This is a genomic window from Actinosynnema sp. NPDC020468, from assembly GCF_040642015.1.
Classification (GTDB): Bacteria; Actinomycetota; Actinomycetes; order Mycobacteriales; family Pseudonocardiaceae; genus Actinosynnema.
This window is the reverse complement of the sequence record NZ_JBFAEO010000086.1, coordinates 1-16,927: the sequence shown is the minus strand read 5'-3', so window position 1 is coordinate 16,927 and position 16,927 is coordinate 1. Positions and strand designations below refer to the sequence as shown.

The following is a 16,927-nucleotide window of genomic DNA, read 5'->3' as shown; positions in this document are numbered from 1 at the left end:
ACCGCCCCCCCCCGGGGGCCCGGGGGGCCCCCCCCCGCGCCGGGGGGTTCGGGCCGCGTCGCGGACCCGGTCGAGCAGGTGCCGGTGCAGGTGCCGGTGGCGGAACTGGTGCACCGCGCCGTACTGCCGCAGCACGCCGCGGTCGCGGGCGTCGGTGAGGAACGGCATGAGGCGCCACGGGAGTCGGCCGCGGGCGGCCAGGACGAGCCTCGTGACGGTGAACCTGGTGTGCGCGCTCGACAACAGCCACCCGCCCGCGTAGCCGAGCGCGATCCGGACCGCGTAGTCGACGCCCGGCACGGCGAACCCCGCGGCGACGGCGAGCATGATCCCCGACCCCAGCAGCACCACCCGGCGGTCGGCGCGGAGCGTGGTCTCGGGGTTCGTCGGGCGGGCCAGGTCGGCCGGACCCACCACGCCGCCGGTGTGGCCGTGCCGCAGTCGGAGCCAGAACCGGCGGCCGGTCCAGCACGTCAGGAGACCGCCGCCGAGGACCAACCCGGCGAGCACCAGCACCGACCGGACCGTCCACGACGGCCCTTCCGCGATGCCCACGGCGGCCACCAGCAGCGCGAAGACGCCGACCAGGAGCAGCAGGGTGTTGAGCGTCAGCCGGGCCGTGTCGACCAGTTCGGCGCGTAATCGGGGCCGTGACACGGTCAGGGCGTGCGGCGTCTCCAGGTCGCCGACGGCGAAGTAGGCCAGGTAGCGGGTGCTCGTCGCGGCCAGCCCGACTACCGCCGCGCCGATCAGGCCGGGCACCGGCCCGCCCGCGCTGCCCGCGCCGAAACCCAGCGCCGCGCCGGCCAGCGCCCGGCAGCCCGGCGCGGCCCAGGGGAGCGCCCGGTGCAGCCGCCACCACGCGAGGTCCGGCGAGCCGGTGGCCTCGAGGTGGGTCGCCAGAGTGCCGAGCCACCGCTGCACGGTGGTGTGGTGCGGCCCGGCCGACGACCGGGTCGGGTGGTCTGGGTACACCGCGGGAACCAGGTGCGCCAACAGGTGCGCCTCGATCGCCGCCGGATCCGGGAAGCGCGTCCGGTCGCACAGGTCGGCCGGGTCGCGGTCCACGTCCCGGTGCACGACCCGCAGCAGCCACACCACGAGCGGCGTCGGGTCGGGTTCCGCGCGCAGCCGGGCGAACAGCGGCGGGAGGCGGGACGCGCCGTGCGGCACGGTTTCGGTCAGGTAGCTCTCGACGTCGGCCCGGTCCAGCGGCAGCAGGTCGGCCCGCCGGGCCCGGGCCAGGCCGACGCCCTTCGCCTCCAGGTCCCGGTACTGCGCGACACCGCACGTGACGACCAGCGGGAACGACGAGCCCAGCCGGTTCAGCGCCTCGACCGCCTCGACCCGCAGGTCGTCGGCGACGGTTTCCAGGCCGTCCAGCACGGGCAGCACCCGGCCCGCCTCCAGCAGCGCGGTCGCGAGCGTGATGCGCCTGCCGTCGACCCACCGCACGGTCCGGCCGAGCCGGTGGTCCCGGGCGAGCCTGCCCGCCAGCCAGTCGAACGGGTGCTCCTCACGGGGGTTCCAGTCGGTGACCGGCACCAGCACCGGCACCGGGTCGCCCGACGCGCGGGTGGCCAGCACGTCGGACACGAGCCGGATCGCCGACACGCTCTTGCCCGAGCCCGGCTCGCCGAGCACCAGCAGCCTGCGGTCCGGGACGTGCCGGCGGAAGTACGGCCCGATCCGGTCGACCTCGACGCCGTCGGCGGACCACCGGGTGGCCAGCGGACGGGGGTCGTCCAGCCCGAGGCGCTTGACCTCGGCGCGCCACACGTCGGTGACCGCGCCCGCGAGCCGTTCGGCCGCCTCCGCCAGTTCGGCGCTCAGCTGCGGGCCGATGGGCGTGGTCCGGAACAACTCGTCCCGCGCCGCGACGGCGGGATCGGCGAGCGGCGCGAGCCCCGGCACGGGGTGGCGGGGTTGCCCGGTCAGCACCCGCAGCAGTTCCTCGAGTTCGTCCGGCAGCGTGTAGCGGGACGCCGAGTAGGGCTGGAGGAACGTCGGCAGGTCGTCGGCGCGGTGGCCCTCCAGCACCACCGGGAGGATCTTCGGCAACCACTGGGTCCGGTCCTGGGCGAGCCGGTCGCGCAGCATCGCGTACTGGAACTGGAGCCCACCGCCCGCCGGCGCGTCCGACCCGGCCCGCCTGCGGTACTCCGGCGACGCGATCGCCAGGACGAAGTCGCCCTTCTCGATCTGCTCCACCACCCACTGCACCCAGTCCCGGCGGCGGTCGCGCGCCCACACGTCCAGCCGGACGTCGATGCCGAACCCGGCGCGCAACCGCTCGGCGAACGCGACGACCGCGTCGGTGTGGGCACCGGAGTCGTCCGCGTAGGACACGAACACCCTGGGGGAGCGGGGAGGCGGCACGCCCGCCGACCCTAGTGCCCCGCGGGTCGACCCGTCCGGGGACGCCACCGCTTCCACCGCGCCGTCGCCTCGGCCCGCGTCTTCCCGTCCCACACCAGGGACACCTCCGCGGACATCTCCGCCTCGGACGCCTCGGTCACCACCGCGCGCAGCTCCACCGCGTCGGCCAACGGCGACGGGCGCAGGAAGCGGACGTCCAACCCCGCCGTGACGTAGGACAGCGCCGCGTCACCCAGCGGCCGCCACCCCCGGCGGTCGGCCTCGGCCATCACGGCGGCGGCGCTGTGGCAGTCCAGGAGGGTGCAGATGACGCCACCGTTGAGGAATCCCAACCCGTTGTCGTGTTCGGGCCACGGCGTGAAGAGCCCGGTGACCGCGCCGTCGTCGCCGAAATGGCTGCGCAGGCGCAAACCCTTGGCGTTACCGTGGCCGCAGCCGAAGCACGGCAGGTCGGGGTACAGGGTCTCCTGGATGCTGAGCATGGCTCGCACTGTAGACACGCGCCCTCCGCCGGACGGCGGCACGGTGTTCCGCCGAGTGGCGGTCGAGTCCCGAGAAGGTGAGCAGCCCATGCCGGCCGATCCCCCGCCGAGCCCGACGACCCCGGCCGCCGAGCCAGGATCTCCGGCGGTGCCAACGGGTTTGCTCGCGGAGCCGACCGCGCCGACCGCGCCGACCGCGCCTGCTGCGCCGACCGCGCCTGCTGCGCCGACCGAGCCGACGGCGCTGGCCGAGCCGACCGCGCCGACCGCGCCTGCCGAGCCGACCGTGCCTGCCGCGCCTGCCGAGCCGACCGCGCCAGCCGTGCCGACCGCGCCAGCCGAGCCTGCCGCGTCTGCCAAGCTGGCCGAGCCTGCCGTGCCGATCGCGCCTGCCGAGCTGGCTGCGCCTGCCGAGCCAGCCGTGCCTGCCGAGCCAGCCGAGCCTGCCGTGCCGACCGCGCCAGCCGAGCCTGCCACGCCTGCCACGCCGACCGCGGCTGCCGCGACGGCTGAGGCGCCCGGTGTGGCCGCGGCGGTGCGCGTGGGCGCGGAACCGGGTCCTGGGGGTGCGGCGGTGATCGAGGGCGCGGTGGAGTCCGGTGCGGAGTCCGCCGCCGCGGGTTCGGTCGCCGAGTCGGTCGGCGATGGGGCGAACCCGTTGCGGGAGTTGGTGGGGCGGCGGGCGTACTGGGTGTGGTCGGCGACGGCGCAGTTGTGCCGGGCGCCGGTGTTGATGGCGGCCATGGCGTTCAGCGGGCTCATGCTCGTGACCGGTGGTCGGCCGGAGGACGGCGGCGTGCTGGTCGCCAGTCTGGTGCTGGCACAGGTGTTCGTGGCCGGCGCGGCCGGGCGGGTGTTCGACCGGCGACCCGGGCGGGTGCTGCCGGCGGTGGCCACCGGTGTCGCGGCGGTCGCGCTGGGGCTCGTCGCGGTGACCGGGGTGTCGGGCGCGCCGCTGTGGGCGTCGTGCCTGTGCGCGGCGGTGGCCGGGGTGGCGCTCGCGGGGTTGCCCGGGTTGGCGCGTGACCGGCTGAACGTCGCGGTGCCCCGGCGGTTGGTGGAGCCCGCGCTGGCCGTGGACGCCACGGTGGTCGAGCTGCTCGTGGTCGGCGCGCCGCTGGTGGTGAGCGCCGTGCTGCTGATCGGCGCGGCGGGCGGGGTGGTGGCGATGGCGGTGACCGCGGCGGCGGCCGGGGCGCTGCTCGCCCTCGGGCCGCGCGCGGCGCGTCCGGTGACCGCCGAGGGGACCGCCGGCGGGGTGCTGTGGTCGCCCGCGTTCCTGGCCTGGTTGGCGGTCAGCTTCGCGTTCGGCCACGCGCTCGGCGCGATCGAGACCGCGGCCCTGACCCTCGCCGGCACGCTGGACGCCGGGGTGTTCGGCGGCGGCGCGATCATCGCGATCCTGTCCGTGGCGGGCATCGCGTCGGGACTCGGGTACGCGGCGCTGGGCGGGAAGCTGCCCGGTGGGCCGCGGGCGCGGGCGGCCGTGCTGCTGCTCGTGGTGGCGGCCGCGACGGTCGCGGTCGGGCGGGCCGGGTCGTGGCCGACGTTGGCGGTCGCGGTCGTGCTGGTGGGACTGGGCGCCGCGCCGCTCAACGCCATCCGGTCCTACGCCGTCGAACAGCTGGTGCCCGACTCCCGGCGCACCGAGGGCTTCAGCTGGCTCTACACCGCCAACGGCCTCGGCTTCGCGGTCAGCGGACTGGGGTTGTCCTGGCTGCCGCTGTGGCTCGCGCTCGCGGTGCCCGCCGCCAGCTGCGTCGCCGGTGTGCTGCTGCTCGGTGCCACCCGCGGGCGGACCTAGGCCCGGTCAGAACCGGTGGATCGGCAGGTTGCACTCGCCGAGCAGCGCGACCGCCAGCCCGTGCTTCTCGGCCAGCGCCAACCACAGCTCGATGGCCTGCTTCTCCTGGCCGTGCGAGTGCTCGCCGTACACGACGCGCGGGCTGAAGGTGAAGATCGCCTCCATCGGGTCGGTGTCACCCAGCTCGTCGAACTCCTCGCTGGTGTCGCCGTCCTCGGGACGGGTCGCGGCCGTCACGGTCCGCGCCAGCTCCTCGTGGAACGCCCGCAACCGCGGCGAGGTCACGGACGCGTCCGCGTCGGGGTGGGCGTCGAAGTAGTCGTGCTGGTCGCCGTACCAGGATTCCCAGCCGTCGTCGTCGGTGTCGGCGGGCTCGAACGCGGCGATGTCGTAGGTCATGGCGGTGAGACCCCGCGCGCCGCCGAACCGTTCCCCTCCGGCGGCCGGCGTGGCGCGGGAGGATGCGGCCACGTCCTCGGCCTGGGAACCGGGTTCCACCGGTCTGCCGCCGCACCCCTCCACCGAGCCGTTCGTCCGGGACGGCGGATCACTCGACGCGGCGGCGCTGTTCGCCGCGCACGGTGTTGCCGGCAGGGGTGCCGGGCACCGGGAAGAGCACGCTCGCCGAGGCGCCGGCGTGGCGGTTGCGCGCGCCGCTGTTCTCCGTGGACTGGCAGTTGGGCGCGTTGACGCCGTTCGGCGCGCTGCGCCTGGACAACACGATGCCGCTCGCCGAGACCGGGTCGAGGGGCGGTCGCGGGGCATCCCGTGCCGGCACGCCACGGTGTCCTGGGAGCACGTGCTGTGGATGAAGCGGTTGTGGGAGCCGTGGGACGAGCCGCACCTGGTCGTGGACTCGGCGAGGTGCTCGCCGGAGGAGGCGTCGACGACCGTCCTCAGTGGACTGGAGTAGGCCCGCGCGCGGCGAAGGTCGCGGCGGTGTCATCCCGTGGGCGGACGGCGGGCGGGTCGGGCGTCGTCGTGGCCAGGTCCGAAAGGCGCGGGCCGGTTCCCACCCCGGACCGACGTGGAGGTCGACCGCGGACGACCAGACTTCGCCGCAGTGCCAGGCCTACCAGGGAGAGTTCATGAGATCGAGAGCAGGCGTCGCGCTGGTCGCGGCGGTGGCCCTGACGGTCGGGGTCGCCGGACCGGCGGTCGCCGCGAGGTCCACAGTGGACAAAAAGCAGGTGCAGGCGAACCTGGACCGGATGACCGCGTCCGGCGCGCTGGGCGTGCAGGCCCGGATTTCCGCCGACGGCCGGGACTTCCGGGCGCGGTCCGGGGTGGCGCGGTCGGGTGCGGGCGGGCCGGTGTCCTACGACAGCCGGTTCCGGGCGGCCAGCGTGACGAAACCGTTCGTGGCCACCGTGGTGCTGCAACTGGTCGGTGAGGGTCGGGTCGCGTTGGACCGGTCCGTGTCGACCTACCTGCCGGGGCTGCTGCCCGACGGTGACCGGATCACGGTGCGCAACCTGCTCCAGCACACCAGCGGGCTCTACGACTACCTGCGCGACCTCTACGCCACACCGGAGGAGCAGGAGCGCGGGCTGCTCCGGCACTGGGAGCCGCGGCAGCTGTTGGCGCTGGCCACCGCCAAGCCGCTGGACTTCCCGCCGGGCGCGAAGTGGGAGTACTCCAACACGAATTACGTCGTGCTGGGTCAGCTGATCGAACGCGTCACCGGCCGGTCGTGGCGCGACGAGGTGCAGCGCCGGGTGCTGAAGCCGGTGGGCATGCGCGATTCCTCGATCCCGACCGACCGGGTCGACCTGCCGTGGCCGCACGCGCACGGCTACCTGTACGTCGACGGCCGCCGGGTCGACGGCACCAGGCTGAACCCGACCTCGACCGACGCGGCCGGCGCGCTGGTGTCCACCACCGCCGACCTCGACCGGTTCTGGACCGCGCTGTTCGGCGGGCGGCTGCTCAAGCCCGCGCAGCAGGCCGAGTTGACCCGCACCACGGCGGTGAGCCCCACCTACGGGCTCGGCGTCGAGGTGCACACCCTGGCGTGCGGGCAGCAGGTGGTCGGCCACAGCGGTGACATGATCGGCTGGTTGACCGAGGTGTTCGGCACCCCGGACGGCCGCACGCGGTTGGTGCTCTCGGCCAACCTGGACGCCCTGCCCGAACCCGACTACAGCCCCGTCCTCGACGTGGTGGACTCGGTGTTCTGCCCGAAGCCGTAACCCGGGCCGGCCGGGAGTGTCCACTCCGGACACTCCCGGCCGCGGTTCACCGGTTCAGCAGGGGCAGCAGCTTCTCGACGGGCAGCGCGGGGGAGCGGCGACCCAGCCGGCCGGTCATCGTGGTGGCCGCGAACAGGGCGTTGAGCACGGCCTCCTCGACCGCCTGCACGACGGCGGTGAAGAAGTCGTCCATCCGGTTCCACGGGATGTGCCGCAGGTGCTCGTACCCCGGCTCGCCCTGCGGGAAGTCCGACCGCGCCAGCACGTTGCCGGTGGAGAACGCCAGGAAGATGTCGCCGGAGAAGTGCGACCCGGTGGTGCCGGTGCGCGCCAACCCCAGCGGGACCCGGCGGGCCAGCGCCGTGCACTGGCCGGGCAGCAGCGGCGCGTCGGTGGCGACCACCACGATCACCGAGCCGGCGCCGGGCGGCGGCTGCCGGAGACCGTCCTCCATCGGGTTGTCCTCGGCCAGCGCCTCGCCGACCGGCGTGCCGCACACGGTCAGCTCGGACCGGCCGCCGAAGTTGGCCTGGAGGAAGACGCCCACGGTGTAGGTGTCGTCGCCGTGCCGGACCCGGCGGGACGCGGTGCCGTTGCCGCCCTTGAAGCCGTAGCAGTTCATGCCCGTGCCGCCGCCCACCGAGCCCTCGGCGACCGGACCCGGCGCGGCGGCGTCGATCGCGGCCACGGCGTGCTCGGGCCGGACGTGCGGGCCGTTGATGTCGTTGAGGTAGCCGTCCCAGGTCTCCGCCACGACGGGCAGCAGCCACTGGTCGGCGACCACCGGGTTCTCCCGCGCCACCCAGTCGATCACGCCGCGGTGGCACGGTCCGATCGCGTGCGTGTTGGTGATCAGCACCGGCAGGCTCAGCGTCCCGGTTTCGTCCAGCAGCGCCGAGCCGGTCATCTCCCCGTTGCCGTTCAACGAGAACCGGCCCGCGGCGCACGGCAGGTGCACCTCGTCCCGGCCGCGCGGCAGGATCGCGGTGACGCCGGTGCGGACGTCGTCGCCCTCGATCAGCGTGGTGTAGCCGACCTCCACGCCGGGCACGTCGGTGATGGCGTTGAGCGGCCCGGTCTCACCGGTGAGCCGCAGGCCGTGTTCGCGGGCGCGCATCAGGACTCCAGTTCGCAGTGGGTGGCGTCGGCCGCGTAGGCGATGAGCATCGCCTCGGCCTGCGCGGTGGTGAACGTCGGCACGGCCTGCGTGATGTGCAGGCCGAGACCGTCCTCCAGGGCGACGAGGCTGCGCGCGACCGTGGTGGCGTCGCGGGTCAGCTCGAACACCCCGGTGGCCACGCCGGTTTCCAGGATCGTGGTGTACAGCGCGACCTGGCGCTCGCAGAGCCGGATGTGCTGGGCGGCGTAGGCCGCGTCGCGCCGGGCGTAGGCGCCCAGCTCGTAGATCAGCACGCACAACTCGTCGTCCTGACCGGTCGGCAGACCCGCCTTGATCATGCCGACGAGCCGGCGCCGCAGGTCGGGCTCGGCCCGCGCGGCCTCCTCGCGGGCGACGCAGAACCGCTCGACGGCCTCGGTCTGGACCTCGTACAGCAGGTCGCCCAAGGTCGGGAAGTAGTACAGGACGGAACCGGTGGACATCGCCGCGTTGTCGGCGACGTCGCGCAGCCGCAGGTCGAGCACGCCCCGGTCGAGGACGGCCCGCCGTGCGGCGGAGATGAGTTCGCCGCGCTTGTGGTGCGCCCGGCTCGGTCGTGGCATGCGGGCGATTCTTCAGCCGATCATCAAAGAACGCAAGTTCCCCGATGTCGGTCACAACCACTTGAAACTTGGCTATTGACGTGGCACGTGCCGAGTTCTTTGATGACCAGTCAAAGAACTCGGCACCGAGGAGACGCCATGTCGGACCCGTCGCCGTCCGCACCGCCACCATCCGCACCGGCCCTGCGCCGAGGTCTGAAAGTGCTCGGCACGCTGCTCATCACGCTGTCGGCCATCTCGCCCGCGTCCTCGGTCTTCATCATCGCGCCGGGCGTGGTGGCCCAGGCGGGCAGCGGCGCGTTCTGGAGCTTCGTGATCGCGGCCGTGGTGGGCGTGTTCATGGCGTTCGTCTACGCCGAGCTGGCGTCGGCCTACCCGCTCAGCGGCGGCGAGTACGCCATCGTCGCGCGCACCCTGGGCCGGCTGCCCGGCTTCGTCACGCTCGGTCTGCTGCTGGTCACCCAGCTGCTGATCATCGCGGTGATCGCGCTGGGCGTCGGCACCTACCTCGAGGTGCTGATCCCGGGCCTGTCCGCGCCGGTGGTGGCGGCGGTGACGACGGCCGCGGCGACCCTGCTCGCGGTGTTCGACGTCAAGCTCAACGCGTGGATCACCGGCGTCTTCCTGGCGATCGAGATGGTCGCGCTGGTCGTGGTGACCGCGCTCGGCCTGGCCGACCCGGCGCGCGGCCTCGGCGAGCTGATCAGCGCCCCGGTCGCGGCGGCGGGCGACGTGGTCGGACCCGCCTCGTTCGGGATCATCGCCGGCGCGGCGGCCGTGGCGATCTTCTCCTACAACGGGTACGGCTCGGCGGTCTACTTCGGCGAGGAGACCTCCGACGCGCACCGCGGCATCGCGCGGGCCATCCTGTGGGCGCTCGGCATCACCGTCGTGGCCGAGCTGGTGCCGGTGACCGCGGTGCTGCTGGGCTCGCCCTCGCTGCCCGACCTGTTCGGCTCGGCCAACATGATGAGCTACTTCGTCACCGCCAAGGCGGGCTCGACGGTGAACACGGTGATCAGCCTCGCGATCGCGCTGGCCATCCTCAACGCGGTGCTGGCGATCATCCTGATCACCTCGCGGATGGTGTTCAGCACCGGCCGGGACGCGGCGTGGCCGGGTTCGGTGAGCAAGGCGCTCGCCGCGATCCACCCGAAGACCGGCACCCCGTGGATCGCGACCCTGGCCACCGGCGCGTTCGGCACCGCGCTGTGCTTCGCGGACAAGGACTTCCTGCTCGTCGTCACGGCGACCTCGATCGTCGCGGTGTACGCGGCGCTGTGCCTGGCCGCGCTGAACGGCCGGCGCAACGGCACCACCTCGCACGCCGCGTACCGGATGCCGCTGTTCCCGGTCGCGCCGGTGCTCGCGCTGCTGGCTCTGGCCTACGTGGTGTGGCAGAACGCGCTGGACCCGGTCATCGGCCGGCCGAGCCTGCTGATCACGATCGGCATCTGCGTGGTGTCGGCGCTGTACTACGCGCTGGTGCTGCGTCGCCGCGGCCGGTGGGAGCTGCACGGCCCGGCGGAGGAGGTGGTGCTCGACGAAGCCCCGCGCTGACCGCGCCCGCGCGGGCCGCCCGGTGTCCCCCGCCGGGCGGCCCGCCCGTGCGTCAGGGCCTGCGCGGAGCCTGGTCGTAGGCGAGCACCGCGAGGTGCAGCGACAACCGGGTCTCGGCGTCGGCGAGGTCGTGGCCGAGCACCTCGGACAGCCGGTCGAGCCGCGCGTAGACGGCCGGCCTGCTCAGGTGCAGGGCGCGCGCGAGCACCGCCACGTTGCCGTTGTGGTCGAGGTAGGCGCGCAGCAGGTCCAGCAGCTCGGTCGACTGCTCGGTGCCCCGGCGCGGCCCGCGGTGGCGCAGCAGCGGTTCGAGCTGGAGCTCGGCGAACTGGTGCAGCCGCGGGTCCGCGCGCAACGACCACAGCAGGCCCCGCGCGCCGAGGTCCCGGCCGCGGTACACGTCCCGCTCGCCGACCCGGCCGGGCGCCGCCGCCACCACGTCCGCGACGTGGCTCGCCTCCTCCAGCGCCGCGGGCAACCCGGTGATCCGGCCGGCAGGCGCGGCGGCGGCGACCACCGCGCCCGGTGGCAGGGACAGCGCGGCGCGGAACGAGTGGACCGCCGCCGGCTCGTCGTCCTCGCCCGAGCACGGGAACACCACGGCCACCCGACCCGGCGCGGTCACACCGGTCAGCGCGGCCCGGCCCTGACCCCGCGCGGTCGCCGCGGCCGCCTCCAGGGTGGCCTGGTCGGCGGCGGCCGACGGCGCGGCGGGCGAGCCGACCGCGAGCACCAGTACCGCGTACGCCCGGCCGCCGCCCAAACCCAGCGCGCGCAGCCGCGCGCCCATCGCCTGCTCGTCGGACACCTGTCCGGCCAGCAGGTCGCGCAGCAGACCGCCGTGCGCGTCCAGCGCGATGTCGCGCCCCTCGCCCCGCAGCACGCGGGTGATCGCCAACGTGGCCGCGGCCCGCTCCAGCACCGCGCCGACCAGGTCGGTATCCGCCACCGTCAGCGGCACCACGAGCCGCCCCCATCGGCCGCGGCGCGGTCCGACGGGCGTGCACAGCCACCGCTCGGGGCCCGTCACCGCCGTCTCGCCGGTGGTGAGCGCGAGCCGCGACCGGGACTCCCAGTCGCGCAGCAGCTCACCCGCGCCGACCGCGCCGCTGAACGCGATCGCCCGGTGCGCCAGGTCCTCCAGCACGACGGGGTGCCCGCCGAGCGCGCTCGCCTGGTCGAGCACCTCCTCGACCCGCGCGCCCTCCACGGTCAGCGTGGTGAACAGGTCGTTGACCCGCTGCGCGAACCGCAGCCGCTCGTGCCCGGCGTCGATGATCCGGGCGTGCACCACCTCGGTGATCGCCACGAACCGCACCGTGCGGCGCAGTTCGACCAGCGGCAGGCCCAGCGCGCGGGCGGTCCGGACCATCGGGTCGGGGAGCGCGGGCAGCCGGTCGCCCAGCTCCACCACCAGCCCGCTGACGCCCGCCTCGTGCAGCGCCGTGACGTAGCCCGCGAGGTCCGCGCCCGGTTCGGCGGCGACGATGCCGGTCGACAGCAGCAGCTCGCCGCCCGCCAGCGTGCCCGCGACCCGGGCCACCTCGCTCACGTGCACCCAGCGCACCGGCCGGTCCAGGTTCTCCGCGCCCGCGCGCACCCGGGGTTCGCCCGCCCGCACCGGGGGCGTGGCCAGCACGTCCGCCACCGTGGGGTACACGGCAGCCGACTTTACACATCGTCGGGTTCACCGGCGGATCGGCGGCACAGTGTCACTGTCGCTACACCGTCCGGCGGACGACGCTGGAGGACGAGCACTCGTGGAGGTAGGCGGATGAGCACGGAGATCGTGGGGCACTGGATCGACGGCGCGGAGGTGGTGGGCGACTCCGGTCGCGCGGCCGACGTCTTCGACCCGGCCACCGGCGAGGTGGCCCGGTCGGTGGCGCTCGCGGGCCCGGCCGAGGTCGACCGGGCGGTGGCGAGCGCCGTCGCCGCGTTCCCCGGCTGGCGGGACACCGCGTTGGCGCGCCGGACCCGGATCCTGTTCGCGTTCCGCCACCTGCTGGACGAGGCGGCCGACGAGGTGGCCGAGGTGATCACCGCCGAGCACGGCAAGGTCGTCGCCGACGCCAGGGGCGAGGTCGCGCGCGGGCTCGAGGTCGTGGAGTTCGCCTGCGGCATCGGGCACCTGCTCAAGGGCGGCCACACCGAGAACGCCTCGACCGGCGTCGACGTGCACTCGGTGCGCCAGCCGCTCGGCCCGGTCGCGGTGATCAGCCCGTTCAACTTCCCGGCGATGGTGCCGCTGTGGTTCGTGCCGATCGCCATCGCGGCCGGCAACACGGTCGTGCTCAAGCCGAGCGAGAAGGACCCGTCGGCGGCGCTGCTGCTGGCCCGGCTGTGGCAGCGCGCGGGCCTGCCAGACGGGGTGTTCACCGTGCTGCACGGGGACAAGGTCGCCGTCGACGGGCTGCTCGAGCACCCCGGGATCAAGGCCGTGTCGTTCGTCGGGTCGACCCCGGTCGCCCGGTACGTGCACGAGCGCGCGAGCGCGGCCGGCAAGCGGGTGCAGGCGCTGGGCGGCGCGAAGAACCACATGGTCGTGCTGCCGGACGCCGACCTCGAGCAGACCGCCGACGCCGCCGTGAGCGCCGGGTTCGGCTCGGCGGGCGAGCGGTGCATGGCGATCAGCGTCGTCGTCGCGGTCGGCCCGGTCGCCGACCCGCTGGTGGCCGCGATCGCCGAGCGCGCCCGGTCGCTGCGCACCGGTGACGGCCGGCGTGGCTGCGACATGGGACCGCTGGTCACCGGCGCGCACCGGGACAAGGTCGCGGGCTACGTCGCCGAGGGACAACGCGCGGGCGCGACGGTCGTGGTGGACGGCCGCGAGGTCGCGCCCGACGCGGACGGCGCCGGCTTCTTCCTCGGGCCCACGCTGCTCGACCACGTCACGCCCGACATGTCCGTCTACACCGACGAGATCTTCGGCCCGGTGCTCGCGGTGGTCCGGGTGGACACCTACGACGAGGCGTTGGCACTGGTCAACGCCAACCGGTACGGCAACGGCACGGCGATCTTCACCCGGGACGGCGGCGCGGCCAGGCGGTTCGAGAACGAGGTCGAGGTGGGCATGGTGGGTGTCAACGTGCCGGTGCCCGTCCCGGTCGCGTACTACTCGTTCGGCGGGTGGAAGGACTCGCTGTTCGGCGACACGCACGCGCACGGCGCCGAGGGCGTGCACTTCTTCACCAGGGGCAAGGTCGTCACCTCGCGCTGGCCGGACACCGTCCGCCGGGGCGTCGACCTCGGCTTCCCGCGCAACGACTGACTCCCGCGCAGACCGACCGCCGCGCAGACCGACCGCCGCACAACGACCGACACGGAAGAGGACGGCACATGACGCTCACCGAGCCCGATCTCGCCGCGACCAGTCCCGCTCGGACGGACTGGGGCCACCTGTGGCCGCACTTCACCCGGTTGTCGTCACCCCGCGTGCCGGTGATCACCCGCGGCGAGGGCGCGTACCTGTGGGACGACCGGGGCAGGCGGGTGCTGGACGGGTTGTCCGGGCTATTCGTCGTGCAGGCGGGTCACGGCCGGCGCGAGCTGGCCCAGGTGATGGCCGAGCAGGCGTCCCAGCTCGCGTACTTCCCGGTGTGGGGCTACGGCACCCGGCCCGCGCTCGAACTGGCCGACCGGCTGGCCGCCGCCGCGCCCGGCGACCTGGACCGGGTGTTCTTCACGACCGGCGGCGGCGAGGCGATCGAGAGCGCCTGGAAGGTCGCGAAGCAGTACTTCAAGCTCATGGGCAAACCGCTCAAGCACAAGGTGATCAGCCGCGCGGTCGCCTACCACGGCACGCCGCAGGGCGCGCTCGCGATCACCGGCCTGCCCGCGATGAAGCAGCAGTTCGAACCGCTGACCCCGGGCGGTTTCCGGGTGCCCAACACGAACTTCTACCGCGCCACCGAGCACGCCGACGACCTGGAGGCGTTCGGCCGGTGGGCCGCGGACCGGATCGAGGAGGCCATCCTCTTCGAGGGCGCCGACACGGTCGCCGCGGTCGTGCTGGAGCCGGTGCAGAACTCGGGCGGCTGCTTCACCCCGCCGCCCGGCTACTTCGCGCGGGTGCGGGAGATCTGCGACAAGCACGACGTGCTCCTGGTGTCCGACGAGGTGATCTGCGCGTTCGGCAGGCACGGCACCACGTTCGCCTGCGAGAAGTTCGGCTACCAGCCCGACATCATCACCTGCGCCAAGGGCATGAGCTCCGGCTACGCCCCGATCGGCGCGATGATCACCACCAACCGCGTCGTGGAGCCGTTCCTGCACGGCAGGACCACGTTCCCGCACGGGTACACCTTCGGCGGCCACCCGGTCGCCGCGGCGGTGTCGCTGGCCAACCTCGACCTGTTCGACGCGGAGGGCCTCAACCAGCGCGTGCTGGCCAACGAGCAGGCGTTCGGCGACACCCTGCGCAAGCTGCTGGACCTGCCGATCGTCGGCGACGTGCGCGGCGACGGCTACTTCTGGGCGGTGGAACTGGTCAAGGACAAGGCCACCCGGCACACCCTGGACGCGGACGAACGCGAACGCCTGATCCGCGGCTACCTGCCCGAAGCCCTGTTCGACAACGGCCTGTACTGCCGCCCCGACGACCGCGGCGACCCGGTCGTCCAGGTCGCGCCCCCGCTGATCTCCGGCCAGGCCGAGTTCGACGAGATCGAGCGGATCCTGCGGCACACCCTCACCGAGGCGGCCGAGCTGCTCTGAGCGAGGGGGCGCCTGGCGCGAGGCGCCCCCACCTCGTCCCGGTGGTGGGACGTTTCTGGCAGACTGCGGGCAAGTGGGCATTCTGCTGCTGAAGCTGTTACTCGCTCCCTCGCTGGTCGTGGCGTCGACGCTGGCCGGTCGGCGGTGGGGGCCCGAGGTCGCGGGGATCCTCGTCGGGTTGCCGATCGTCGCCGGGCCGATCCTGTTCATCACCTACCGGTTGCACGGCGCGGAGTTCGCCGCCGGCGCGGCCGCGTCCTCCCTGTTCGGGCTCGTGTCGTTGGCCGTGTTCGTGGTCGTGTTCTCCCGGGTGGCCGCGTGGCGCGGGTGGTTCGCGACCTCCGTCGTCGGGTGGGGTGTGGTGCTCGCGGTGGACTTCGCGCTGTCCGGGGTGCGCGTGACGACCGCCGTCGCGGTGGGGTGCACGCTCGTCGCGACGGCGGTCGCGTTGGTGGCGATGCCGCGGGTGCCGACGACCTCGGACGTGGTCGCGGTGGCGTCGCGCTGGGATCTGCCCGGGCGGGCGGTGGTGACCGGGGTGCTGGTGCTCGTGGTGACCACGGCGTCGAGCGCGCTCGGTCCGCGGTGGACGGGGTTGGTGGCGCCGCTGCCCATCGCCACCGGTGTCGTGGCGGCGTTCGCGCTCGCGCGGCACGGGCACGTGGTGACCGCGCGGACGTTGGGCGGGGTGCTCGTCGGGTTGTTCGGGTTCGCCGGGTTCTGCCTCGCGGTCGCCGTGCTGGTGCGGCCGTTGGGCGGGGTGTCGTTCCTGGTGGGGGGCGCGGTGGCGGTCGCCGTCCAGCTCGTGGTCGCGCGGGTCGTGGCGGGCGTGCGAGGTCGCGGCTGCGAGGATTCCACGTGAGCCGTGCCGGAACGGGCGGCTCGACGGTCGAGGGCAGGAGCGGCGCCAACCATGCTGTACGGGCGGGAAGCGGAGTGCAAGGAGCTGGTCGCGCTGGTCGGGGGACCGGTGGGGCGTGCCGGGGTGCTGCTCGAGGGTGAGCCCGGCATCGGCAAGTCGGCCCTGGTGGGCGCGGCGGTCGACGCGGCGGTGGTGGCCGGGGTGCGCGTGCTGCGGACCGCGGGCGTCGAGGCCGAGCGGGACCTGGCGTTCGCCGGGTTGCACCGGTTGCTGCACCCGGCGCGGTCCGGGGTGGACGCGCTGCCCGGCGCGCAGCGCGACGCGGTGCGGATCGCGCTCGGGCAGGCCGACGGCACGGCGAACGCCCACCTCGTGGGGCTCGCGGCGTTGACGCTGCTGGCCGAGGAGGCGCCGCTGCTGGTCGTGGTCGAGGACGCGCAGTGGCTCGACCGGGCCAGTGCCGACGTGCTCGCGTTCGTGGCGCGGCGGATCGAGTCCGAGCCGATCGCGCTCGTGGTGACGGCTCGGCAGGACGCGCCGTCGCCGTTGCGGGACGCCGGATTGGCCGTGACGACCCTGCGCCCGTTGGCCGACGAGGACGCGGCGGAGCTGGTCGACTCGGTCGCGCCCGACCTCGGCGTGGCCGACCGGGCGCGGGTGCTGGTGGCGGCGGCGGGCAACCCGCTCGCGCTGACCGAGCTGCCCTCCGTCGTGGACGACGACCCGGTGCTACCGCTGACCGAACGGCTCCGGCGCGCGTTCTCCGCCCGGGCCGCCGACCTGCTGGCGCCGACCCGCGCGGTCCTGCTCGTGGCGGCGCTCGCCGAGGACGGGTCGCTCGCCGGCACGCTGGCCGCCGCGGCCGAGGTCCTCGGCGCGGCGGTCGAGCCCGAGGTGCTCACGCCGGCGGTCGAGGCCGGACTGGTCGACGTCGGTGTCGACGTGATCGCGTTCCGGCATCCCCTGATGCGGTCGGCGATTCCGGCCACGGCCGCGCTCGGCGACCTGCGGCGGGCGCACCTGGCCCTCGCGGCCACCGTCGACGGGCAGCCCGACCGGCGGGCGTGGCACCGCGCGTCGGCCACCACCGGCGCCGACGAGGACGTGGCGGTGGAGCTGGAGCGCACCGCCGACCGGGCGCGCGACCGGGGCGGGGTGGCCGCCGCCGTCGCCGCGCTGGAGCAGGCGGCCCGGCTCAGCGGCACGCCGG

Annotated in this window: 15 protein-coding genes; 8 read left to right on the top strand and 7 right to left on the bottom strand. The window is 74.5% G+C overall.

All coding sequences use genetic code 11. The annotated features are described in order from the left end of the window. Together AB0G50_RS35000 and AB0G50_RS34995 are read right to left on the bottom strand one after the other, a co-directional pair. Positions 1–2,379 (bottom strand): SEFIR domain-containing protein (locus tag AB0G50_RS35000; RefSeq protein WP_360118087.1); only part of this gene is annotated, 2,379 nt, incomplete at its 3' end. 11 nt (positions 2,380–2,390) lie between these two features. Further along, positions 2,391–2,861, bottom strand: coding sequence for a PaaI family thioesterase (locus AB0G50_RS34995; protein WP_360118084.1), 471 nt, complete (start codon positions 2,859–2,861; stop codon positions 2,391–2,393). Positions 2,862–3,435: 574 nt separating this feature from the next. Between AB0G50_RS34995 and AB0G50_RS34990 the strand changes: the two genes are divergently transcribed. Then, positions 3,436–4,665 carry a hypothetical protein gene (locus tag AB0G50_RS34990; RefSeq protein WP_360118081.1) on the top strand — a complete coding sequence of 410 codons (1,230 nt, stop codon included), beginning with the start codon at positions 3,436–3,438 and terminating at the stop codon, positions 4,663–4,665. Positions 4,666–4,671: 6 nt separating this feature from the next. Here AB0G50_RS34990 and AB0G50_RS34985 read toward each other — a convergent pair whose 3' ends face one another. Beyond that, a complete protein-coding gene (locus AB0G50_RS34985) occupies positions 4,672–5,163 on the bottom strand; it encodes a hypothetical protein (RefSeq protein ID WP_360118078.1) in 492 nt (163 codons plus the stop codon). Positions 5,164–5,212: 49 nt separating this feature from the next. Beyond that, on the bottom strand, positions 5,213–5,443 hold the full coding sequence (locus tag AB0G50_RS34980; RefSeq protein ID WP_360118075.1) for a hypothetical protein: 231 nt from the start codon (positions 5,441–5,443) through the stop codon (positions 5,213–5,215). A gap of 6 nt (positions 5,444–5,449) precedes the next feature. Here AB0G50_RS34980 and AB0G50_RS34975 point away from each other — a divergent pair, with 6 nt between their 5' ends. Together AB0G50_RS34975 and AB0G50_RS34970 are read left to right on the top strand one after the other, a co-directional pair. Then, complete coding sequence (locus AB0G50_RS34975; protein WP_360118072.1) at positions 5,450–5,578, top strand: hypothetical protein; 129 nt, start codon at positions 5,450–5,452, stop codon at positions 5,576–5,578. 175 nt (positions 5,579–5,753) lie between these two features. Continuing rightward, the gene (locus tag AB0G50_RS34970) at positions 5,754–6,857 is read left to right on the top strand and encodes a serine hydrolase domain-containing protein (protein WP_360118069.1); all 1,104 of its coding nucleotides are present in this window, start codon (positions 5,754–5,756) and stop codon (positions 6,855–6,857) included. 46 nt (positions 6,858–6,903) lie between these two features. On the opposite strand, the gene AB0G50_RS34965 is transcribed toward AB0G50_RS34970, so the two are convergent. After that, entirely contained in the window at positions 6,904–7,974 is a 1,071-nt protein-coding gene (locus tag AB0G50_RS34965) for a P1 family peptidase (RefSeq protein WP_360118066.1), read from the bottom strand. Beyond that, positions 7,974–8,579: a TetR family transcriptional regulator C-terminal domain-containing protein gene (locus AB0G50_RS34960; protein WP_360118063.1), complete on the bottom strand. Its 606-nt coding sequence runs from the start codon at positions 8,577–8,579 to the stop codon at positions 7,974–7,976. Before AB0G50_RS34960 ends, AB0G50_RS34965 begins: the two co-directional genes overlap by 1 nt. A 138-nt stretch (positions 8,580–8,717) precedes the next feature. On the opposite strand from AB0G50_RS34960, the gene AB0G50_RS34955 reads away from it, so the two are divergent. Next, entirely contained in the window at positions 8,718–10,139 is a 1,422-nt protein-coding gene (locus tag AB0G50_RS34955; RefSeq protein WP_360118060.1) for an APC family permease, read from the top strand. 52 nt (positions 10,140–10,191) lie between these two features. Here the strand turns inward: AB0G50_RS34955 and AB0G50_RS34950 are convergent, their stop codons facing one another. Next, positions 10,192–11,799, bottom strand: a complete 1,608-nt coding sequence (locus AB0G50_RS34950) for a PucR family transcriptional regulator (RefSeq protein ID WP_360118057.1) — start codon at positions 11,797–11,799, stop codon at positions 10,192–10,194. 114 nt (positions 11,800–11,913) lie between these two features. Here AB0G50_RS34950 and AB0G50_RS34945 point away from each other — a divergent pair, with 114 nt between their 5' ends. From AB0G50_RS34945 to AB0G50_RS34930, 4 genes are all read left to right on the top strand, one after another. Further along, the gene (locus tag AB0G50_RS34945; protein ID WP_360118054.1) at positions 11,914–13,410 is read left to right on the top strand and encodes a CoA-acylating methylmalonate-semialdehyde dehydrogenase; all 1,497 of its coding nucleotides are present in this window, start codon (positions 11,914–11,916) and stop codon (positions 13,408–13,410) included. Positions 13,411–13,478: 68 nt separating this feature from the next. Beyond that, on the top strand, positions 13,479–14,855 hold the full coding sequence (locus AB0G50_RS34940) for an aspartate aminotransferase family protein (RefSeq protein WP_360118051.1): 1,377 nt from the start codon (positions 13,479–13,481) through the stop codon (positions 14,853–14,855). Positions 14,856–14,928: 73 nt separating this feature from the next. Further along, positions 14,929–15,717, top strand: a complete 789-nt coding sequence (locus AB0G50_RS34935; RefSeq protein ID WP_360118048.1) for a hypothetical protein — start codon at positions 14,929–14,931, stop codon at positions 15,715–15,717. A gap of 51 nt (positions 15,718–15,768) precedes the next feature. Further along, on the top strand, positions 15,769–16,927 hold a 1,159-nt coding region (locus tag AB0G50_RS34930; protein WP_360118045.1), incomplete at its 3' end, for an AAA family ATPase.